The sequence below is a fragment of the Pseudoalteromonas sp. SWN166 genome (assembly GCF_015864485.1).
Classification (GTDB): domain Bacteria; phylum Pseudomonadota; class Gammaproteobacteria; order Enterobacterales; family Alteromonadaceae; genus Pseudoalteromonas.
On record NZ_JADYXB010000003.1, the window covers coordinates 77849 to 100674 of the forward strand.

Genomic DNA, 22826 nt, shown 5'->3' on the forward strand with positions numbered 1-22826 from the left:
AAACTATAAAAAAACCGCATTTAAATGCGGTTTTTTTAGATAGCAGAAACTTTATTCTTTCGTTTCAATCTCTTTGGTAACTTCAGGCTCAGTTACACTTTGCTCTTGTGACTCAGTGCTTTGTACTTCAGGAGCTACAACCTCAACATGTGTTGCGTTATAAAAAGTAGCACCAGAGCTTGCCATTGTTACCAGTGATTCACATGGTGCAAAGTTAGCATCGCTGTTAGCTAATGTAGACATATCAGAGCTTATTTTACTTGCGCCTAATTTATCCATATAGCTAAACGGGCCACCTAAAAATGGTGGAAAACCAATACCAAATATTGCACCGATATCGCCATCACGTGGGCTGGCAATAATGCCATCATCTAAACAGCGTACTGCTTCGTTAAGCATTTGCGATACACAACGCTTAGCAATTTCGCTCTTGTTTAAACGTGGAGCCGGGGTAACACCCAATAGTTCGTAAACTGACTCATCAACCTTTTTGCCTTTTTTATCGTATTCATAAAAACCACGACCAGACTTACGGCCAAGGCGTTTTGAATCAATCATACGCATAAATGCATCAGGGCCTTTAAAACGCTCGCCTAATTCTTTTTCAAGAATTGGGGCAATTTTAGAGCCAATATCAATACCTACTTCATCAAGTAGAGCCAGCGGGCCTACCGGAAAACCGAACTCAACAAGCGCTGCATCAATCTTTTCAATTGGCTCGCCTGCTAACATTAAGTTAGCAGCTTCGTTTAAGTAAGGCGCTAAAATACGGTTGACGTAAAAACCGGCCATGTCTTTTACAACAATTGGCGTTTTACCTTGCTTACGTGCAAAGTTAACAACGCGGGCAATGGTCTCTTGAGACGTACCTTCGTGTGGAATAATTTCCACTAATGGCATTTTTTCCACTGGTGAAAAGTAATGCAAGCCAATTACATTTTCAGGACGTGCTGCCTGCGCTGCAATTTGCGATATTGGTAATGATGACGTGTTACTTGCAAAAATTGTATTTGCTTGGCATTGCTGCTCTACGTCTGCAACCATACCTTGCTTAAGTGCAAGGTCTTCAAACACCGCTTCTATTACTAAATCAATGTGTTTAAAGCCACTGTAGTCAGTTGTACCTGTAATACGGTTCATCGTTAACTGCACATCAGCTTTAGACATAATACGACGCTTAAGACGCTTATCTAAAATTTTATAGGTGTAGCTCATTGCATTACTAATGCCCTGCTCTGCTACATCTTTAATACGTACCGGTACTTTAGCTTTAACAGCACTTACGTGCGCAATGCCTGCGCCCATTAGTCCACCACCTAAAACAGCAGTTTTGCTTATTGCGGGTGCGTCATCATTGCGCCACTCTTTTTTCATTTCAGTCGTTGCAAAGAAAATACCGCGAAGCGCTTTCGATTCGTCACTCATTACAAGTGTTGCAAAGCTTTCAGCTTCTGTTTTATACGCTTTTAGCTCATCAAGCTCTACACTAGCTCGCACTGCTTTAATAATAGCTAGTGGTGCTGGGTAGTGCCCGCCCGTTTTTTTAAGTACGTTTTCTTTTGCTTTTTTAAAGATAAAGTTACGACCAAACGGGTTTGACTCTAGTAATTTACTAATATTGTCGAGCTTTGGCTCTTTTGCTTGTGGCTTTTTCTTCGCGGCAAATTCTTTTGCAACTTTTAGCAGCACACTGTGCGGTACACAATCATCAAGCACGCCTGCTTTTTTAGCTTGCGTAGGGCGAATTTGTTTACCTGTTAGCATCCACTCAAGTGCTTTTTGAATACCAACAATTTTGGTTAAGCGCTGGGTGCCGCCGCCACCTGGAAGTAAACCAAGTTGTACTTCTGGTAAGCCAATTTTTGTTAAATCACTGTCGGTACCAACACGGTAATCACATGCTAAAGCAAACTCTAAACCACCACCTAATGCAGCGCCATGAATCGCACTTACTGTTGTGTATGGCAGTTTTGTCATATCAAAAAACGCTTGATGACATAGCTCGCTAATAGCTAAAGCATCTTCACGCTTTTGAACGCTATCGAGCATTTTCACATCGGCGCCAGCAATAAAGTTATCGCTTTTTCCGCTTATAAATACCATGCCTTTTACATTTTGCGACTTAGCGTCTTCTAGTAATGCTTTTAAATCATCGGCAAAACTGCTGCGCAGGGTATTCATTTTCTCACCCGGCACATCAATCATTACCACGGCGATTTTATTTTCATCTACCGCTAAATTAAATACTGAATCAGTCATTACGCGCTCTCCAATACAAAGGCTGCACCTAAACCACCAGCAGCACACGCTGTTGTTAATGCTAAACCGCCACCACGACGTTTAAGCTCGTGTAAGCTTTGCGTAATTAAGCGTGCACCTGTCGCTGCAAATGGGTGACCATATGCTAAAGAGCCGCCGTTAACGTTAAACTTATCCATGTTAATTTCGCCAATTGCTTTGCTGCGACCTAAATGCTCTTGTGCAAATTTGTCTGAGGCAAACATTTTCATATTGGCAAGTGTTTGCGATGCAAACGCTTCGTGCATTTCAATTAAATCTAAATCAGCAAGGGTAATACCCGCTCTATCTAGTGCAATAGGCGTTGAATGAGCTGGGCCCATTAACATGTCTTTTTCTACGCCAATTGCCGAAAATGCAAAGCTACGTACGTAACCTAGTATTTCGTAGCCAAGTGCTTTTGCTTTGCTTTCGCTCATCATAAGTACGGCCGCTGCACCATCTGTTAACGGTGTTGCATTTGCTGCGGTAACTGTACCGTGCTGGCGGTCAAACACCGGTTTAAGCTTAGCGTAGCCTTCAACCGTTGAGTTTTTACGAATGTTGTTATCTTCTGAAATAAAGCTTTTATATGGCGGTAAATGCGCCGTCATTACTTCATCTTTTAACTTTCCATCAGCCCATGCTTGCGTTGCAAGTGAGTGAGAACGATGTGCTAATGCATCTTGATCTTCACGGCTAATGTTATGTGTTTTAGCCATTTGCTCAGCAGTTTGCCCCATTGAAAGGCCTGTTGAGTACTCTGCAACTGCAGGTGGCACTGGTAATAAATCTTTTAAACGCAGTTTTGAAAATATTTTTAAGCGTTGACCAAGCGTACGCGCTTTATTTAAATCAACTAAGCTGCCTGCTAGCTTTTTACTTACACCAATTGGCAATACTGATGACGAATCTGCGCCGCCCGCAATACCTACACTTACAGAGCCTGCCATAATAGACTCAGCTACATTGGCAATTGCCTGAAAGCTGGTAGCACATGCGCGCGATACAGAATATGCATCAACCGATACTGGCATACCTGTGCCCAATACAATTTCACGTGCAATATTTGGCGCTTCTGGCATTTGTACTACTTGACCAAATACAAGTTGATCAATTTCTGACTTATTGAAATTTAATCGTTCAAGCATTTCGTTAACCACCAACTTACCCATATCAAGTGCAGGTACATGGTGAAACGCTGTTGCTTGCTTTGCAAAAGGTGTACGTAAGCCGCTAACTATGGCAATACGGTCGCCCTTTGGTGTTTTTAGTATGTTTTGCTCAGACATTTATGCTCTCCCGCTGACAGGTCTGACCTGTTTGTTTTCCTCGATTCTAAACAACCCGTGTGCTAAAGCCAATAGAAAAACACAAATTTATATAAACAGTGTTTAATTACGACTATCACAATAGGCTTTTTTAGACGCATTTACAAAGTTTTGTGGTACGCTAAAAATCGTTAAAAAATAACGAACTATTTTAAAAAATACAGTCTAACTCTTGAGTTACCCAATTATAAACCTTATAAATAGGTCTGTATTTATCACCTAACACTATTAGGTACAAACCCAGCTGACGAGGACAGTCCACTTATTATGGCAGCTAACGCATTTTCACAATTAAAAACGTACTTAGATACACAAATCATTGGCCAGCCAGAGCTTACACAAGCGCTACTTATTGCAATTTTAGCTGATGGTCATTTATTAGTAGAAGGGCCTCCGGGGCTTGCAAAAACACGTGCAGTTAATGCACTTGCAAAAGGTATTGAAGGCTCGTTTCAGCGCGTACAGTTTACGCCAGACTTATTACCGGCTGATGTAACAGGTACCGATATTTACCGCCAACAAACTAGCGAGTTTGTATTTGAAAAAGGCCCTCTTTTTCACAACCTTATTTTAGCCGATGAAATTAACCGCGCACCAGCCAAAGTACAATCAGCATTGTTAGAAGCCATGGCAGAGCGCCAAGTTACCGTAGGTAAAAACACCTATCCGCTTAGCGAGCTGTTTTTAGTTATGGCTACACAAAACCCGCTAGAGCAAGAAGGGACTTACCCGTTACCAGAAGCCCAGCTGGATCGTTTTTTACTGCACCTAAGTATTGGTTACCCTGGCGCAGAGCATGAGCTTGATATACTACGTTTAACACGCGGCGAAGCACTTAACGAACAACAGCCGGTATTACAAAAGATTAGTCAAAGCGATTTATTTGCTGCCCGAAAAGAAATACTAGGGCTTTATTTAGCAGAGCCGCTTGAGCAATACCTAGTACAACTTATTATTGCCACCCGTGAAGGCGCTAAATTAGATGCACAACTAGGTAGTTGGATTGAATTTGGTGCAAGCCCGCGTGCAACAATAGCACTTGATAAATGTGCTCGTGCTCATGCATGGCTTCAAGGCCGTGACTTTGTAGCACCTGATGACATTCAAGCTGTTGTGCATAACGTCCTGCGTCATCGCATTATTTTAAGTTACGAAGCCCAAGCCGATGGCATTACTAAAGATCAAGTAATAAGCCGTATAGTTGAACTTGTAGCCGTACCATAAGTTATGCAAAAACAATTAGATCCCCAAGCATGGCTTAAAGAGAGCCATAGCAACGGTGTTAATTTAGCACTTAAAGAGCTGATGTATTACAAAGCCAAAGCGCAATTGCTTGAGCTTGCCCCTAAGGTAAAAATAAAAAATACCTTAACAGAGCAATACCTTGCACCGCACAAAGGCCGAGGAATGGAATTTGCCGAAGTGCGACATTATCAGCAAGGTGACGACATTCGCTCTATTGATTGGCGAGTCACTGCGCGTACCGGCGAAACTCACACAAAGCTCTTTCAAGAAGAGAAAGAACGCCCTGTGTTTGTGTTTACTGATTTTTCAAACTCGATGCTGTTTGGCTCAAAGTTACTGTTAAAGTCGGTTCAAGCGGCGCATATAAGCGCCCTTGTTGCATGGTCGGCGTGTCAGCGCGGCGACAGAATTGGCGGCATTGTGTTTAATCAGCACTCTCATTTGGAGCTAAAACCCAGTGCTCGCGAAAAAGCAGTCCTTAAGCTTTGTCATAATTTATGCGACAACCACCTGCAAGCACTCAACAACATTGATAAAGCAGCCACTAACAACTTTAGTGATAACCTAAAGCGCCTTAATCATTTAGCAAAACCTGGCAGCTTAGTGTATTTAGTGTCTGATTTTAACGCTCTGGATGATGCCAGCTTTAAGCAACTCGAAATATTAAGCCGCCACTGCGAGCTTATTGGTTGCCATATAAGCGATCCGTTTGAGCATCAGTTACCTGCGTTTAAGCAAGCCGTTACCGTTAATGCAAATGGCCAAGACTTTGCCCTACCATTAATGGATAACAGCTTTAGAGAACGCTTTGCTAAAAATGCAGAACACGCATTTAGCACGCGCTTTAATCGCCTAACTAAATCGGGTCTTAACTTAATATCATTCAATGCAGCAACACCGCTTGAGCTGCAATTAGTGAGAAAATAACCATGCAAACCAATCCACTCGATGGCCTGCACGACATAATAGCGCCAAGCCAAGTTAATTGGTGGCCACTTGCCCCTGCTTGGTGGGTTATTATTGCACTGCTGTTTTTAGCACTGTGCGCAGCTATTTATATATTTTATAAAAAACATAAATTTAAAAAGCCTAAACGCTACGCAATACAATTGAGCCAAAGTGAGCAAAACCCTCAGCAACTGCATATTATTTTAAAACGTTTAGTGATTGAATATTACGACAAGCGCCTTGCTGCGCAATCAACCTCTAAATGGTGTACAACACTTAATACGCTTACTGGCTTAAGCTTTACAGAACAAGAAATACTAAGCTTGTATAACCCCAGCCAAAAAGATACAACCCTGTGCGAAAAATTTCGCCAAGGTATTAAACAATTTAAAATAAAGGAGTCAGTAAATGTTTGAATTTAGCTGGCCATGGTTATTTTTATTACTACCCTTACCTTTATTACTTTTACTATTAAAACCTGCTGCAAGTAATGCCAGTACGCGTTTACGTATACCCAGTTTTGCAAAGCACAATTTAACCAGCCAAAGTATTGAACCACACGCACAACGTTTAAATCCTTTCGAATGGATAATTTGGTTATTACTTGTTACTGCCGCTGCCAATCCAACATGGCTAGATGAGCCAATCTCATTGCCAAATGAGGGTCGCGATATAATGCTAGCTGTTGACTTATCAGGCTCAATGACCGAACAAGACATGGCTTACAACGGCCAATATGTTGACCGCCTTACCATGGTAAAAGCCGTACTCAGTGATTTTATAGAGCAGCGTCAAGGCGACAGGCTTGGGCTGATATTATTTGGCGACACCGCGTTTTTACAAACCCCGCTAACGCGCGACGTTAAAACAGTAAGTAAAATGCTCAGCGAAGCCCAAATTGGTCTAGTGGGACGCGCCACAGCTATTGGTGATGCATTGGGTCTTTCGGTAAAACGCTTTGCCAATAAAGATGAAAGTAACCGTATTGTGGTGCTATTAACCGACGGACAAAATACCGCTGGTAATTTAAACCCAGAAGATGCACTACTGCTAGCTCGCGAAGAAGGTATTAAAGTGTACACCATTGGTGTTGGCTCAGATAACCCACGTGGTTTTAGCCTCTTTAATATGGGCGGCTCTAGCGGCAGTAATTTAGATGAAAGCTTACTTAAAAAGATTGCCGAGCAAACTGGCGGATTATACTTTAGAGCCAAAGATGTAGCAGGCCTTCAACAAATTTACGCAGAGCTTGATAAGCTTGAACCTATTAGCGCTGATGAACAAACATTTCGCCCACAAAGCTCATTATTTTACTACCCATTACTTATCGCTATTTTACTTATTAGCTTAAAAGTAATGCTTAGTACACTGCGTGCATTAAAGGAGCCAAACTAATGGATTTTGAATTTATTCGCCCTGCTCTTTTATGGTTACTCATACCTGCTGTGGCATTATTTTTTATTGCCTTAATTAAGCATAAAAAAGCGACCAGTGAGCAGCTAATTGCACCACATTTAGCACAATTTATAATGAGCGAATCAAACACTAAAGCCAGCCAACCTCTTTGGCTTATTGCTTTGTTTTGCAGCCTTGGCATTTTATTTAGTGCAGGACCTAGTTTTGAGAAAAAACAAGTGCCCGTATTTCAAAGTAAAAGTGCCCGCGTAATTGTTATGGATATGTCGTACTCAATGTACAGCACCGATATTTTACCAAATCGTTTAATGCAATCACGCTTTAAAGCGCTTGATATGATTGAGCTGTTTAAAGAAGGCGATACCGCGCTTGTAGCCTACGCAGGCACGGCCTACATAATATCGCCGCTAACAAACGACGCCACAACACTTAGTAATTTAATTCCAAGCTTAAGCCCTGAAATAATGCCAGACAAAGGCTCAAACGTTTTAGCCGGTCTTGATATGGCCAAAGAGCTATTAACTCAAGCGGGCTATATTGATGGCGACATTATTTTAGTGACCGATGGTATTGACCAACAAGAACAAAGCGACGTGAGTAGCTTTACCAGTAACACCCAATATAGGTTAAATATATATGGCGTAGGTACGTCTCAAGGCGCACCGATAAAATTACCTGAAGGTGGTTTTTTGAAAGACAGATACGGCCAAATTGTAGTCCCTACACTTAATGCTAGTCAGCTTAAAAATTTAGCATCGAGCAGTGGCGGTAAATTTGCGAGCTACCAGCCTAGTAATAACGACATAAATACGTTTGCTCCAAGCGCGCAAAGCGAATTGTTAAAAGACGAAAAACAAAGCCATGCACTTTGGCGAATAGATGCCGGTATATACGGACTGTTACTGTTATTGCCATTTGGCTTGTATTTATTTAGACGCGCTGCCTTATTAGGTGCTTTTTTAGTATTTAGCTTTTTACCCCAGCAAAATGTGTATGCCGTAGAGCTTCCTACTCTTTTGCAAAATGCAGATCAACGTGCATTAGAGGCTTACAATAATAAAGAGTACGATGCAGCAACACAGGCTCAATCAAGTGAACTAAAAGGCGCTGCGCTTTACCAGCAAGGTAATTTTGATGCTGCACTTAATGAGTTTAGTAATGATAAGTCGGCTAGCGGTTTATACAACTACGGTAATGCCCTCGCCCAAGCAGGCAAGCTTGAGGACGCAATTGAAGCCTACAAGCAAGCCCAAACCTTACAAGACGACTTTACGCAAGCAGCTGACAACCAAGCTTTAGTTGAGCAATTACTCAATCAACAAGAGCAACAAAACCAGCAAGATCAGCAAAGCGACGGCGACGACTCTCAAGACCAAGATGATAGCCAGAAAAAAGATGAGCAAAACCAAGGGCAAAATTCTGATGAGTCAAAACAGGATAAGCAACAAAATGGTGATAAAAGCGATTCTGAAAAAGGCGAAAACGAAAGTCAAAGCCCCAGCGATGAAAAATCTGATAAAGAATCAGATAAAGAGTCTGAACAATCAAAAGATCAACAAGGTGAGCCTGGCGAGCAATCAGACAAGCAAAACGAACCTGATATGCAAGCACAGCAACCAAATGAGCAAAGCGAAAATAAAGACGCTGACCAACCTAAAGACGAGCAGCAACAAAGTAAGCCTCAAGCAATGAGCGAGCAACCTGCTAGTGATGAGCAAAAGAAAAATGCTCAGCAACAAGCTATGCAAGCCCAAGCTAGCGAATTGACTAACGAAGAGAAAGAAAAAGCTCAACAACTTAATCAATTACTCAGAAAAGTTCCGGATGACCCGGCTATTTTATTACGGAATAAAATGCAATTAGAAGCCCAAAAAAGACAATATAAACGTCGCCCTACAGGAGTCGAAAAATCATGGTAATGCGATTATTTTGCTGTTTATTGCTATTAAGTGCGATGCCTTCATGGGCTGCCACCAAGTTAGAAGCCAGCGTAGATAAAAACCCTGTTTTAGCAGGTGAATTTTTTATGCTTAATATATCCGTAGACGATACAGTTAAAGGCGAGCAACCTGACACCTCTGCACTGTTAAAAGACTTTGTAGTAGGCCCGACTAGCTTAAGCTCTCGTACCAACATTATTAATGGCAGCATTAATAAGCAAACTACGTGGTCGGTTAAATTAATGACCCGTGCTGAGGGCGAATACACGATTCCGGCATTTAGCGTTGCAGGGTTAACCTCACAGCCTATTAAATTAAAAGTAGCAAAACGCTCTGTTGATGCAGATAAAAATAACGAAATATTTTTAAAAACGTCACTATCGAGTAATTCATTGTTTGTGCAAGAAGCCGGCGTTTATACTATTAAGCTTTATCTTGCAAAAGAACTGCTTGATGGCAGTTTAAGCACACCAAGTATGGAAGACGCTCAGCTTACGCAATTGGGTAAGCAAGCAGAAGGCTATGAGCTAGTTGATGGTAAACGCTATCTTGTTATTACTCGCGAATATTTAATTCAGCCACAAAAAAGTGGTGCTTACACTATTGCAGGCCCCGCTTTTCAAGGACGAGTACAACAAAATTATCGTCAGTTAGAAGTATCGGCCCTTGGGGACGATCAGCAAGTAGAAATTAAACCAATTCCGAATGACTACAAGGGCGCATGGTTACCAAGCGAGCTGGTTAGTCTTGATGAAGAATGGCAACCTAACGACAACACCGTAGAAGTAGGTACGCCTATAACACGTACTATTACACTTACCGCGCTTGGTGTTACAAAAGAGCAACTGCCTGAAATTACAATGCCTACTATTGATGGCATACGCAGCTACCCTGATAAAAAAGAAAATAACAATGCAGTACGTGACGGACGTGTTGTATCGCAGCAAACTGCATCGTATGCATTATTACCGCAAAAACCAGGTACTTACACTTTACCTGAAATACAGCTGCCTTGGTTTAATACTAAAATGAACCGTATTAGCGTAGCTACATTACCAAAGCGCACTATAACGGTAACGCCAAGTAGTACTGCACCTAATACCGCTGTGGCAAACCCACAATCAAACCCAAACAATTTACCTGCTATTGAAAATGTTTCGAATGAAGCGACAGGCACACAACGTATTGAAACTAAAAGTGATACTCCTCTTTGGTTAATAGTTGTTGCCGCTTTAGGGTATATTTTATGGATTGGTACTGTAATTTTTTATCTAGTTACCCGTTCTTCTAAAAATACGACTGAAAAAGTACAGATTAATAGTGGGCGTATTGTTCAGCCAAACTTAAATGAGCTTAAAGCTTTAGCTAAAACACAGGATGTGAAAGCTTTTTACAATGCACTAAATAGCTTTGCTATAAAAGTTACCCACAAAAATGTGGGCGCTATTGATGAGCTTTGTAGCCGCATAAATAGTAGTGAGCTAAATGGTTTTATTAACCAATTACAGGCGCAACTTTATAGCAATAAAGACGCAAACACGGATCTTAATGCTATTATTAAAATTATTGAGAATTATCAAACTCAAGCATTAAAATCGCAACAAGCTGTATTAAAAGATCTTTATGATTAATAACGACTATAAACAGGTCTTTTTTGCAAAAAATAATAATTTTTAATTAAAAAAGTGCTTATGCTTGGAAAGAAAAAATCAAACAATCAGGTCTTAATCGATATGGCAGAGAAACAAAAGCGTTATGAAGCCTTGGTCCACGTTTACAATAAAGAGCTTTATCGCTTTGCTTATTGGTTATGCCGTGATCCGCACATAGCAGATGATTTAGTACAAGAAACGTTTTTACGCGCTTGGCGTTCACTCGACTCTTTACTTGATCAAAAAGCAGCTAAACCCTGGCTGCTAACTATATTACGAAGAGAAAACGCACGCAGATTTGAGCGTAAACAGTTTGATTACAGTGATGTAGAAAACGATACGCTTGTTGATGAAACCAGCCATTCATTAGATGATGAAATGGAGCAAACGGTTATTCAACGCCAGATTGCACTGCTATCTGATGAATACCGAGAACCATTATTACTGCAAGTTGTAATGGGCTGCTCTGGTGAAGAGATTGCAGGCATACTTAATTTAAATAAAAACACGGTAATGACTCGTTTATACCGTGCCCGAAATCAACTTAAAGAGGCTTTAAGCCGTGATGATGAACAACTTAAAGGGGCATCAAAATAATGGATGAACTTGAGTTTCGTCGCCGCACTATTGCGCAGCCAAACGACATTGACAAGGAGCTCATGGAGTTTGCTAACAGTAACCCAGAGCGACAAAGTTTTATTAACGATATGAAAGATTTTGATAAGTATATTCAAGATGCTTTAGACATACCTGTGCCAGAAAATCTTGCAGACCGTATTCTTTTAAACACATCATTAAAAGAAAAAGCACTACAAGAAGAGCAAGCAACGGGAAAAAACGTGGTTGATGCCCGATCGCGTTTTAAGTTTGATCGAGTACATTTAGCGCTTGCCGCATCATTTTTTGTAGCAATGGGTGCATTCTTTTTTAGTACAGAGCAAAATATTGCGCACGAAGCAGGTGAACATGCACTAGCCCATGTGTACTACGAAATTAATGCGCTTGATAAAAAAGAGCCTATTAGCCTACAAAGCGTTAACGACAAGCTTGCAGTTCTAGGAGGTCATCTTGATGAACTTCCAGGTGCCGTAACGTACGCTATGTTTTGTGATTTTGAAGGCGAAAAAGGTCTGCACTTAATATTTGAGTCTGACTTTGGCCCAATGACTGTATTTATAGTGCCTTCTGAAAATAAATCATTTGGTTTTGGCGATGATAATTTCAAAGACGAGCGCTTTGAAGGTCATATTAATCGTGGTCCACAAGCAGATACTATTTTAGTGGCAAGTGTTGGCGCACCTCTAAATACTTATAACGAACGCGTTACAGGCGCTATTCGTTGGTTATAATTTTTACGTAATTAAAAAACCGCTTAATATTTATTAAGCGGTTTTTTTGTGTCTATTAAATAGATTAAATTACACTCAAACCATCTGATTTTAAAAGTAATTATTTATATTTCCCCTTAAAGTAAATTATAATCGCGGCTCGATTAAAATTAAGGGTTTTCATGAGGAACATCATCGTTATTTTTTCACTATTAGCATTGTTATGTACTGCTAGTTTTGATGCACATGCACGTAAAAAGTTTGGCAGCAGCAAACGCGGAAAAACACCTGCAACACAACAAACCACACAAAATAAACAATCAGATGTGCCTGCATCAACAGCACCTAAAGCTAAATCAAATAAAAAAGGGATTATGGCTGGCGTTTTGGGTGGTCTTTTAGCTGGTGGCTTAATTGCAGCAATGTTAGGCGACGATTTTGAAGGTTTTCAGCTATTGGAAATGATTTTATTAGCTGGCGGACTATTTATTTTATTTAAGCTAGTAACCGGTTTTTTACGTGCGAATCGTGCACCGCAACTTGCAAATGCCAGTGCAGGTACAAGTACTCAACAAAATGCTTTTAAACAAACACCGATTGAGCAGCCAATGAGTACAGGCTTTGCAAGCAATGCACCGCAAGGTGAAAGTGTGCCATTTAATTTACCACCTAACTTTGACGTTAATGGCTTTTTGCAAGGTGCCCGTAGTCATTACCATACGCTACAAACTGCATGGAATAATGCCGATTACACCACAATGGCTGAATACTTGAGCTCTGAACTTGTTGCCGAATTTAAAGCTGAGCGTGAAGCAATACAAAGCGTAGACACTGAAGTAATGTTTATTGATGCCGAACTTGTGCGTGCAGATACAAATGCGCAATCGTGGCAGGTTAGTGTTCGCTTTAAAGGTAAATACCGTGATTTAAGCGATAAAAAAGAAGAGCCTATTTTAGAAATTTGGCACTTAGAACGCCTAATTTCAGATGATGCTCCATGGCTAATAGTGGGTGTTGAAGATTTAATTGATACGCAATAAGCGTTAACGTTTAAAACACCGCGCTTTTTAGCGCGGTGTTTTTTTATTTAAAAAACAATTGATTTACCGCGCCCTGATGCTTCAGAAGCAGCATCTAATTTACCCTCTTTATTAATAATAACGTGTAAGTCACCAAAGTGTCTCTCGTCTATGGTGTAACCCATTTTTGTAAGCTCTGCTTTTACGCTATCGGTTAAACCTTTATGGGATCTAATTATATTTTTAGGCCATAGTTGGTGATGAAAACGAGGACTATTTACAACCTGCTCTGCACTCATATCAAACTCTATCGCATTTAAGATAGATTCGTACACAGAGCTAATAATGGTTGTGCCACCAGGCGAACCTGTCACCATTTTAACGGTGTTGTCTTTAAGTAGTATTGTAGGCGTCATAGAACTCAACATACGCTTGTGTGGCTGTATTTCATTAGCTTTACCGCCTATTGCACCAAACACATTCATAACGCCTGGTTTGGCGCTAAAGTCGTCCATTTCATCATTTAAAATAAACCCTGCACCTTCAACAACTACACCGCTACCAAACCCTAAGTTTATTGTGGTGGTATTTGCGACAGCGTTACCCATTTTATCAACGATTGAAAAGTGCGTAGTTTGCTCACTTTCTTTAAGGCCCGGTTTAATATTTTCGGTAGTCGAGATAGCGGTTAACGAAATGCCATTACTGCGCTCTTTGAGGTAGTTAATATTAGTTAACGCGTTTACTGGTACATCAAAAAAATCAGGATCGCCTAAATACTCTGCTCTATCTGCAAATACACGTTTACCTATTTCAGAAAGTAAGTGCACATACTGAGTCGAGTTATGCGCTAAGCCTGCATTTGGTTTTTGTAACTCATACATTTTGAGCCACTGTAAAATAGCAATACCACCTGAACTCGGCGGTGGCGAAGTAAGTACTTCATAACCATTCCAACTTGCTTTAATGGGTGTACGTGATTTAGCGGTATAATTTTTTAAATCATCTTGATTAATAATACCACCATGCAGGTGCATAAATTTAGCAATAATATTTGCAGTCTCGCCTTTATAAAATCCATCTTGGCCGTTATCACGAATACGCTTTAGCGTTGCCGCTAGCTCGGGTTGCTTAAAGACTTTATTGGCTTTTACATCAGCAAAATATTTTTCGAAGTTTACATTTATTTTTTGCTCTTTTAGATGGGCTATATAATGGCTAACACCTTTTGCTAACTTAGGCGGAACTACAAACCCTTGCTCAGCCAACGTTACAGCAGGCTGTACTAGTGTTTCCCACTTTAAAGTGCCATGCTTTTGATGTGCAAGCCACATACCCGCTACACTGCCAGGTACACCGCTTGCGTGAATGCCGTATATTGATTTGTTTGCAATAACATTACCTTGCTCATCTAAATACATATCACGATGAGCCGCTGTTGGCGCTGTTTCGCGATAATCTATAAAATCGCCTTTGCCATCTTTTTGAATAAGCATAAATCCCCCGCCGCCAATATTTCCGGCTTCAGGAAGCGTCACTGCAAGTACAAATTGTGCCGTAATAGCTGCATCAACAGCATTACCGCCTTGCTCTAATATACTTTTAGCAGCATCGGCACTGAACGAGTCTGGCATTGCGACCGCGCTTTGCGCTAAAGGCTGCGCCAAAACACTAAAAGTAGTGAACTGTAAAACCAGTACACTTTTGACGATTAATTTACGTGGTGAAAAAAACAATCCCATACAACATCCTTAATTTATTATTTTTGTTGCCCATATTAATGCACGTCACTTAAGGACAGGTCAATCTTTATGCTGTTGATATTTAATCATCTTCAAACGTTTTTTGAATAAAGTACCGCGGGTAAGTCGCCTTGCTCATCTGTATGTATATAATTTTTTATAAATTGCAGGCCTAACTTTTTCATTATTGTTATAGAGGCCGTATTATCTTTTAGTGCAGTTGCGCTTATCGCCTTAACGTCATCTTGCTTAATGAGTTCATCACATAATGCTATAGCCGCCTCGGTTGCATAACCATGCCCCCAACTCGCTTGTTTAAAGCGCCAACCTATTTCAATATCGCTGTAATTTGGTGCATCACTAAAGAAATTCATAGGTCTTATTAATACCCAGCCAATAAATGTATTGGTTTGCTTTAGAGTGATACTCCACAGCCCCCAGCCTTTTAGCTCATTTCGATATGCGAGCATACGAGGCACTCCCTCATTTTTTATTTGTTCTAAAGAGGTAGGTACACCTCGCGTTAAATACTGCATTACGGCGGGGTCTTGGTCGAGTTCAAATAATTGAGGCCAATCGTGCTCATTCATTAATTTAAAATTTAATCGTTTTGTTACGGGGGCGTTCATTTTCATTGTTGTATAGTCTGCCTCGAATTAATTATCAGTCTGTAAAGGAGATAGCACATGAATAAATTAGCAGGTTTAGCTTTATTAGGCACTTTAATTACATTAACTGGTTGTGAAGATGCCAACGAAGTAAAAGAAGATGCAAAAGATAAAAGCGCACAAATGCAAGAAAAGCTTGGTGATGCATGGAACGACGTTAAAGAGACAACTAACGATCTTAAAAATGATGAGTCTTTAAACGAGCTATTAGAGCAAAGTAAAACAATGGGCTTAGACATGTACGACGACGGCAAAGAGATTGCGGTTGATGCATGGATTAAAAGCAAAGAAGCTGCTGGCGAGTTAACTGAAAAAACTAAGCAGAAAGCGCAAGAAATTGCTGACGAAATTGAGCAAGCGCGTAAAGAACATAACGAAGGTTAATTTAACTTTCGATAATAAAAAAGGAAAGCCTCGGCTTTCCTTTTTTGTTTTAAGCAGTTTAGCCCTGACATGTGTTTACATATTTAGGGCTTATAAGCTCAAATTAACCTTTGTACTTACTCATAACTAAAGTCGCGTTTGTGCCACCAAAGCCAAAGCTATTAGACATTACAGTATTTAACTCAACATCACGACGTTCAGTAATAATATCTAAACCTGCCGCTTGCTCATCTAGCTCATCAATATTAATTGAAGGCGCTACAAAGCTGTGCTCTAGCATTAATAATGAAAAGATAGCTTCGTGAACACCTGCAGCACCGAGAGCATGACCCGTCATTGCTTTAGTTGCGCTGATCATTGGTGACTTACCACCAAACACTTCTTGAATCGCACCAAGCTCTTTAACGTCGCCTACAGGTGTAGATGTACCATGCGTGTTTAGGTAATCAATGCTGTCTACATCTTGCATAGCTTGGCGCATACAACGTGCTGCACCTTCGCCAGATGGAGCAACCATGTCGTAGCCATCTGATGTTGCACCGTAGCCAACAATTTCAGCGTAAATGTGCGCGCCACGTGCAAGTGCATGTTCAAGTTCTTCAACTACAACAATACCGCCGCCGCCAGAGATAACAAAACCATCGCGGTTTGCATCGTATGTACGAGATGCTTTTTCTGGTGTTTCGTTGTATTTAGTAGAAAGTGCGCCCATAGCGTCAAATTCCATTGCCAATGTCCAGTGTAGTTCTTCACCGCCACCAGCAAAAACAACATCTTGCTTACCTAGTTGAATTTGTTCTACTGCATTACCAATACAATGCGCAGATGTTGCACATGCAGAGCTAATTGAGTAGTTAACACCTTTAATTTTAAAGGGTGTTGCTAAACAAGCAGATGTAGTGCTCGCCATAGTACGTGGAACCATATAAGGCCCTACGCGTTTTACGCCTTTTTCACGTAAAATATCAGCTGCTTCTACTTGCCACTTAGACGAACCACCGCCAGAGCCAACAATAATACCCGTGCGCTCATTTGATACTTGGTCGTCAGTCAAACCTGAGTCTTCAATTGCTTGAGTCATAGAAATATAAGAGTAAGCAGCAGCATCACCCATAAAGCGCATTGCTTTGCGGTCAACATGTGCTTTAACGTCAATATCAATTTTACCCGATACGTTACTACGTAACTTATAATCGGCAAATTCTTGGTTAAAAGCGATACCGCTTTTGCCCGTTTTTAACGATTCTAATACTTCTTCTTTGTTGTTACCGATACTTGATACAACACCGATACCTGTAATTACAGCTCTTCTCATGGGTAATTCCCTTAGCTTAATACTTAATTGCATTCTATTTTACGCGAATTTAATCACCTAAGTGGTCAGCTTTCTAGCGTACACTTGTACTCTGAACTGCTAGCATATAAATAACGCCAGACTATTTCAAAGAAAACCCGTAAAATAATTAAAAAATATATCCATAAATTTAAAAAATCATGATTAAAAACGCACATAGTCACTTTAATAATTTAGGTAAACCTTTGACTAATGACTCCGGTGATATTTATTTTTCTAATGTCGATGGCTTAGCTCAATCGCATTATGTGTTCTATGAGCAAAATAATATAGATGCACGATTACAAAATCATGACCAAGCACATTTTGTTATTGCCGAGACCGGCTTTGGCACAGGTTTAAACTTTTTAAATACATGGCAACGCTTTACTGACCACCTTAAGCGGATGCAAGTTCAAAATAAATGTGAAAAAAGTGTAAAACGCTTACACTTTATTTCGTTTGAAAAACACCCTTTAACCGTGAACGACTTAAAACAAGCATTAACCGCTTGGCCTACTTTAAGTCATTTAAGCGAGCAATTAGCAGCAAACTACCCTATTAACTTAGAGGGGTGCCACCGGCTCGAATTTAATAATGGCACTGTTGTTCTCGATTTATATTTTGGGGATGCTTTAGAATCCATACAGGCAATGAGCTACCCGCAAACAGGAATTGTTGATGCCTGGTATTTAAATGGGCTTGAGCCAAGTAAAAATCCTGATATGTGGCAGCAAAGTTTATTTAACTCCATGGCTGATATAACAAGAGCTAATGCAACCTTATCGACTTTTACTGCCGCTGACTTTGTTCAACGAGGATTAATAGAAGCTGGCTTTAGTGCTGAAAAAGCCAAAAATTTTAATCAAAAAGAAAATATGCTTATTGGCCAACTTAAACAGACTAATAACGCTCAATCAACCCCCGCTTATTTCAATCAAGATAGCAGCGCATTAAAAAACGTAGCTGTAATAGGTGGCGGTATTGCCAGTAGCTGTATTTTATATAGCTTGGCAAAACGTGGCATAACAAGCCAATTATTCTGCCAAGATGAAAAGCCCGCTATGGGTGCATCGCATAATGTGCAAGGCGCTATTTACCCTCACCTACAAGCTAAAAACTCGCCGCACAGCGAATTGTTTGCACATAGTTTTTTATACGCCAAACGCCTATATAACAATTTACTTAGCAGCGGTTTTAATTTTGATTACGATTGGTGCGGCGTATTACAACATGCAGTAAAAAAACCTCTCGCTGATAAGCACGAAAACTTAGCACAAAAGCAACTGTGGCCAACCCAGCTAATGCGTAACGTAACCGCAGAGCAAGGCGATGAAATAGCCGGCGTAACGACAGGTTATTCAGGCGTGTTTTTTGAACAAGGCGGCTGGGTTAACCCGCCACAATTAGTAAACGCTATGCTAAGCGCTGCAAATAGCATAAGCCCATTTAAAAGCCTATTTAACTGCAATATAAAGCAGCTTAAAAAAACTGATAGCGGTTGGTTTTTATTAACGAATAATGAGCTGTTAGGCCCTTTTAGCGATGTAATTATTTGTGCAGGCGAGCACAGCGATGCATTTGAGCAAACAAAAGCGCTGCCAATAGTAGGCGTTCGCGGTCAGGTTTCACATATTGAGGCAAGTGAGCAATCACGCAAACTTAAAACAGTGCTATGCCATAAAGGGTATTTTACACCGGCTTATTTAGATCATCACTGCATGGGTGCCACATTTGAAAAAAACACTAAAAGCCGCCAAGTTACAGCGCTCGACAACCAATTAAACCAAGAGCAACTACTTAGCTTTTATCAGCAAAGTGAATTTGCCTCTACCCTTGGCAATATAACCTCGGCAAAAGCGGCTGTTCGCTGCACATTTATAGATCACCTACCAATGGTAGGGCAATGGTGCGAGCAAAGTGATTATACAATGGCTTTTGCTAATCTACGTTTAGGTAAACGCTACCAATATGAGCAACTTAATAAACCACAACAAGGATTACACATATTTACCGGTTTTGGTGCTCGCGCGTTGTGTAGCGCACCTCTAAGTGCTGATCATCTCGTAAGTTGTTTAAATAACGAGCCCCGTCCATTAAGCGAACGTGTAAGCCAAGCGATTCACCCTGCACGATTTATCGTCAGAGATTTAATTCGCAATAAAATTTAAATGACAACAGTGCTTATTGAGGTAAAATAAGTACCAATAAAAGGAATTTATTACTTAAAGGACTCTCATGAAAATTTTAGCATTTTCAATAATATTGCTATGTACTCTATCGTTTAACGTACTCAGCCAAAATGTCACCGAAATCCCCCTTCCTGAAGAGTTTGTTACAACGATGGATGTAGCAAGCGAATACCCAATGGTTCGCACCGGTTATTTAACCGATTCAATTTCTGATATCACTCGCTTTTATCAGCAAAAATTAGGTGAACCTTTAAAAACAAATGGCAATAGTACATATCGCACTTTGTTTTATAATTACCAAGAACGTAAAGTCCGTATTAGTCTATACCGCCGTAGTTATGTGACCGAAGTGAGTATAATGGTTGAATAAAAAGGTTTAAAAAAATACACCAAAAGCAGCTAATTTTAATGCTCAGTTAAGTATTGAATTTTAATTAAAGTATTTTTTGAAATTAGCTCATTTAAACTCTTTTTTACCCTTTAAAAATAATCCCCTACCCCAAGGTCTGTTTGTAAGCACATTACTTTTACTATTTATTGGAAGGAGTTAATTATGAGTAAGACCCTAATTATTGGCGCAAGCGGACAAATAGGTAAAATGACAACTGAGCTACTTTTAGAAAATGAGCAAAATGTTGTGGCATTAGTGCGTGACAAAAATAAGTTAAGCGATTTAAACAGCTCTTTTTTAACTATTGTTGAGCAAGATCTTGAAGGCGATTTTGGTGATGCAATGAAAGGCTGTGACCAAGTGATTTTTGCTGCTGGTTCTGGTGGAAGTACAGGCGATGATAAAACTGTACTCATTGATTTATGGGCTGCAGCAAAAGCAGCTACATTCGCTAAAGAGCACGGCGTTAAACACTTTATTATGGTCAGTTCAATTGGTGCTGACGATCCAGATTCGATTCAAGGTGATTTAAAACCTTACTTGGTTGCTAAGCACATGGCTGACGAGCACCTAATAAATAGTGGTTTAAATTATACCATTGTTCGCCCTGGTACATTGACTGACGATAGTGCATCAATGCAAGTAACGACGCAGCAACCAAGTGATCGTTCAGAAGCTAAAATTAGCCGCGAAAACGTAGCTAATGCATTATTACATATTGCGACCAACTCATTTATTAGTAACCGCATTTTTAAGTTGTTTGATGGCGACAAGCCAATTAAAGCCGCTGTTAAATAGGCTTTAATACCAATTTAATTAAACGTATGAACAATTATTACAAAGAATATGTAATTCATCGATAAGGCAAAAAATTACAGTATAGTCGCTCTATATCAGTAACTTTTTGGCGCAATGAATTATTTAATCCTCTTAAATAATTTATGTTTAATAAAATTAAATTTACTCCACTAAACAAATTAGTGGAGTAATATTTTTATACCTTGCCAACCGAGTTGTAGCGTTAATAACGTTAAAACTATCCTAAAAACACGCTTAAATTTATCCCCAGACATCCTTTTAAGTAATTTAATTCCGAACCAAGTTCCTACAGCGCCACTTATTACCATGGCAATTACAAGCGGTATCCATTGCCAAAAACTAAAACCAACAGCGCCATAAATTATCGCTTTTAATAAATGCTGCACACTCATAATGCTCGAAAACGTTGCCGTAAATTTTAACTTTTCGTAATTATTTATATATAAACAGCTACCAACTAATGGGCCACTTGCCCCTACAAACATAGAAATAAAAGTAGTTATTCCACCGGCGACCATACGCCACACCTTAGAGGTTAATTTTATAGGTGGCGTTTTACCCCACAGTAAATAAATAACAAAAATAGCGACCACTAACTTCATAGCATCAAGCGATATATCATCAATAACAAAACTTGATAACCCCGCCCCTACTAAGCCGCCTAACGCAAAATATACAAACATGCTTTTATCAATATGCTTAAAGCTGAGTAAAAACCTATTTGCATTAGAGCCAAGCTGTACTAAACCATGCACGGGCACAACAACTGCCATTGGCATAAACGACGCCATAACAACAAGCAGCATTAATCCGCCACCAGCACCAAATGCAGCAGATATAAAAGAAGTAAAGCCAGCGGTGATCATTAACAATAAAAACAAAAATAAAGACATGCTGTCGGGAAATAAAAAATCCATAAAACTCCACTGCCTATTTAAGTACTTTTAAGTCGCAGTATTTAAATAGTAAAAAAGGTACTAAACACATTTATAGCAACTTTATCAGCTTCTATCTCGTGCTATGTACTATGTTGCGTTGTTTTTGCACTTTGTTTGCACATTTAACAAATATTATACATTCAACTTCACTACCGGATATTTTTGATGAGAAGATTTAACACACCAATTTTGACACCGCTTGCAGTGTGTATACTTGCACTGGGTTTAGCTGCCTGTAACGGTAGCGATGCTGAAAGTACAGTTGTAACTGAAACAACCACCGATGAGGGAACTACAACAGATACTTCAACCGATTTTGTTGTAGAAGTCGACCCTTTTAACTTTGAAAGCGATGCGCTCATTTCATCAATTACCACTCAAACATGTACGCTAAGTAATGGCGATGAAGCCTCATGCTACAAAATTGATATTGCCGGTGCGCCTTCAAATTACGAGATTGGTGTATTTTGCCCTCAAAATATCACCTCAACAGCTGACGAAGCCGGTATTTGGTTTGACGGCACCGGTGAGGTTTACGATATAACCGGAGACTTTATTTTAAATCTACCTACATTATATAACGATAGTCATTGGCAGCTATACGACGAAGGTACAGGCCTTGTAAATGTAACCGACACACAAGAATCGTGTGATGGCGCTGCACGTCCAAACGTAGAAGAACAATACCAAAACCACTGCGTAGAATGCTCTATTGATTATGTTGATGGCGGTATATCAGAATCATTTTTAATTCCAATAACGCCTGTTGCAACCACTCAAAATAGCAGTATTGGTAACGCCAATGTAGGTGTTGCTCTCAATGGTGTTGTACTTGCTGCACCTGCGCCTGTTGAGGCTATTTTAGGCGCATACACTATTGCAGCCTTTGATGATTGCGCTGGCCATATTAACTTAGTAGCAGGTTATCACTACCACGGTGAAGCAGGTTGTAGCCAAACACAAATTCAATCAGATGGTCATGCCGCCATGATGGGTTATGCACTCGATGGATTTGGTATATTTGGCATGCTTAACGAAGATGGATTAGAACCCACTGATTTAGACGAATGTAGAGGCCACACCGACGATACACGCGGATACCACTACCATGCAGCCGATGTATCTGAAAACATGTTTATTGGTTGTTTTAAAGGTGCTACCGCAAGATAACTCGCATTCTGGCTAAATAATTAACTGAGATAC

20 protein-coding genes are annotated in these 22826 nt (G+C 40.1%); 14 read left to right on the top strand and 6 right to left on the bottom strand.

The genetic code is table 11. The features are described 5' to 3' along the window. Positions 1 to 51 precede the first annotated feature (51 nt). Positions 52 to 2259, bottom strand: a complete 2208-nt coding sequence (gene fadJ, locus I6F49_RS02725; RefSeq protein ID WP_197178222.1) for a fatty acid oxidation complex subunit alpha FadJ — start codon at positions 2257 to 2259, stop codon at positions 52 to 54. Beyond that, positions 2259 to 3569, bottom strand: a complete 1311-nt coding sequence (fadI, locus tag I6F49_RS02730; protein ID WP_004335629.1) for an acetyl-CoA C-acyltransferase FadI — start codon at positions 3567 to 3569, stop codon at positions 2259 to 2261. Before fadI ends, fadJ begins: the two co-directional genes overlap by 1 nt. Before the next feature lie 306 nt (positions 3570 to 3875). On the opposite strand from fadI, the gene I6F49_RS02735 reads away from it, so the two are divergent. The 9 genes from I6F49_RS02735 to I6F49_RS02775 all read left to right on the top strand — a co-directional run bounded on the left by I6F49_RS02735 (position 3876) and on the right by I6F49_RS02775 (position 13177). Next, entirely contained in the window at positions 3876 to 4832 is a 957-nt protein-coding gene (locus I6F49_RS02735) for an AAA family ATPase (RefSeq protein WP_024598407.1), read from the top strand. Positions 4833 to 4835: 3 nt separating this feature from the next. Further along, positions 4836 to 5780 carry a DUF58 domain-containing protein gene (locus I6F49_RS02740; protein WP_197178223.1) on the top strand — a complete coding sequence of 315 codons (945 nt, stop codon included), beginning with the start codon at positions 4836 to 4838 and terminating at the stop codon, positions 5778 to 5780. Positions 5781 to 5782: 2 nt separating this feature from the next. Beyond that, positions 5783 to 6217 carry a DUF4381 domain-containing protein gene (locus I6F49_RS02745; protein WP_004335624.1) on the top strand — a complete coding sequence of 145 codons (435 nt, stop codon included), beginning with the start codon at positions 5783 to 5785 and terminating at the stop codon, positions 6215 to 6217. Beyond that, the gene (locus I6F49_RS02750; RefSeq protein ID WP_166419194.1) at positions 6210 to 7196 is read left to right on the top strand and encodes a vWA domain-containing protein; all 987 of its coding nucleotides are present in this window, start codon (positions 6210 to 6212) and stop codon (positions 7194 to 7196) included. Before I6F49_RS02745 ends, I6F49_RS02750 begins: the two co-directional genes overlap by 8 nt. Beyond that, entirely contained in the window at positions 7196 to 9136 is a 1941-nt protein-coding gene (locus I6F49_RS02755; RefSeq protein WP_197178224.1) for a vWA domain-containing protein, read from the top strand. Before I6F49_RS02750 ends, I6F49_RS02755 begins: the two co-directional genes overlap by 1 nt. Continuing rightward, the gene (locus I6F49_RS02760; protein WP_197178225.1) at positions 9130 to 10788 is read left to right on the top strand and encodes a BatD family protein; all 1659 of its coding nucleotides are present in this window, start codon (positions 9130 to 9132) and stop codon (positions 10786 to 10788) included. The genes I6F49_RS02755 and I6F49_RS02760 overlap by 7 nt, the downstream gene beginning before the upstream one ends. Before the next feature lie 60 nt (positions 10789 to 10848). After that, positions 10849 to 11406, top strand: a complete 558-nt coding sequence (locus I6F49_RS02765; protein ID WP_032827217.1) for a sigma-70 family RNA polymerase sigma factor — start codon at positions 10849 to 10851, stop codon at positions 11404 to 11406. Then, a complete protein-coding gene (locus I6F49_RS02770; protein ID WP_197176727.1) occupies positions 11406 to 12158 on the top strand; it encodes a DUF3379 family protein in 753 nt (250 codons plus the stop codon). Before I6F49_RS02765 ends, I6F49_RS02770 begins: the two co-directional genes overlap by 1 nt. 161 nt (positions 12159 to 12319) lie before the next feature. Continuing rightward, on the top strand, positions 12320 to 13177 hold the full coding sequence (locus tag I6F49_RS02775; RefSeq protein ID WP_197176729.1) for a Tim44 domain-containing protein: 858 nt from the start codon (positions 12320 to 12322) through the stop codon (positions 13175 to 13177). A 47-nt stretch (positions 13178 to 13224) separates the two neighbouring features. On the opposite strand, the gene ggt is transcribed toward I6F49_RS02775, so the two are convergent. Together ggt and I6F49_RS02785 are read right to left on the bottom strand one after the other, a co-directional pair. Then, complete coding sequence (gene ggt, locus I6F49_RS02780) at positions 13225 to 14898, bottom strand: gamma-glutamyltransferase (protein ID WP_166419199.1); 1674 nt, start codon at positions 14896 to 14898, stop codon at positions 13225 to 13227. Positions 14899 to 14990: 92 nt separating this feature from the next. Then, positions 14991 to 15533 carry a GNAT family N-acetyltransferase gene (locus tag I6F49_RS02785; protein ID WP_166419200.1) on the bottom strand — a complete coding sequence of 181 codons (543 nt, stop codon included), beginning with the start codon at positions 15531 to 15533 and terminating at the stop codon, positions 14991 to 14993. Positions 15534 to 15584: 51 nt separating this feature from the next. On the opposite strand from I6F49_RS02785, the gene I6F49_RS02790 reads away from it, so the two are divergent. Further along, the gene (locus I6F49_RS02790) at positions 15585 to 15950 is read left to right on the top strand and encodes a hypothetical protein (protein ID WP_008169794.1); all 366 of its coding nucleotides are present in this window, start codon (positions 15585 to 15587) and stop codon (positions 15948 to 15950) included. A 103-nt stretch (positions 15951 to 16053) separates the two neighbouring features. On the opposite strand, the gene fabB is transcribed toward I6F49_RS02790, so the two are convergent. Then, positions 16054 to 17265 (bottom strand): beta-ketoacyl-ACP synthase I, encoded by a 1212-nt coding sequence (fabB, locus tag I6F49_RS02795; RefSeq protein WP_166419201.1) that lies wholly within the window; start codon positions 17263 to 17265, stop codon positions 16054 to 16056. A 179-nt stretch (positions 17266 to 17444) separates the two neighbouring features. Here fabB and mnmC point away from each other — a divergent pair, with 179 nt between their 5' ends. The 3 genes from mnmC to I6F49_RS02810 all read left to right on the top strand — a co-directional run bounded on the left by mnmC (position 17445) and on the right by I6F49_RS02810 (position 20664). Next, on the top strand, positions 17445 to 19454 hold the full coding sequence (gene mnmC / locus I6F49_RS02800) for a bifunctional tRNA (5-methylaminomethyl-2-thiouridine)(34)-methyltransferase MnmD/FAD-dependent 5-carboxymethylaminomethyl-2-thiouridine(34) oxidoreductase MnmC (RefSeq protein WP_197178226.1): 2010 nt from the start codon (positions 17445 to 17447) through the stop codon (positions 19452 to 19454). A gap of 67 nt (positions 19455 to 19521) precedes the next feature. Then, positions 19522 to 19845 (top strand): hypothetical protein, encoded by a 324-nt coding sequence (locus tag I6F49_RS02805; RefSeq protein WP_197178227.1) that lies wholly within the window; start codon positions 19522 to 19524, stop codon positions 19843 to 19845. A 183-nt stretch (positions 19846 to 20028) separates the two neighbouring features. Beyond that, positions 20029 to 20664: an NAD(P)-binding oxidoreductase gene (locus I6F49_RS02810; RefSeq protein ID WP_197178228.1), complete on the top strand. Its 636-nt coding sequence runs from the start codon at positions 20029 to 20031 to the stop codon at positions 20662 to 20664. Positions 20665 to 20843: 179 nt separating this feature from the next. Here the strand turns inward: I6F49_RS02810 and I6F49_RS02815 are convergent, their stop codons facing one another. Then, positions 20844 to 21602: a sulfite exporter TauE/SafE family protein gene (locus tag I6F49_RS02815; protein ID WP_007581996.1), complete on the bottom strand. Its 759-nt coding sequence runs from the start codon at positions 21600 to 21602 to the stop codon at positions 20844 to 20846. 186 nt (positions 21603 to 21788) lie between these two features. Between I6F49_RS02815 and I6F49_RS02820 the strand changes: the two genes are divergently transcribed. Next, positions 21789 to 22793, top strand: coding sequence for a YHYH protein (locus I6F49_RS02820; protein ID WP_024591658.1), 1005 nt, complete (start codon positions 21789 to 21791; stop codon positions 22791 to 22793). Positions 22794 to 22826 lie beyond the last annotated feature (33 nt).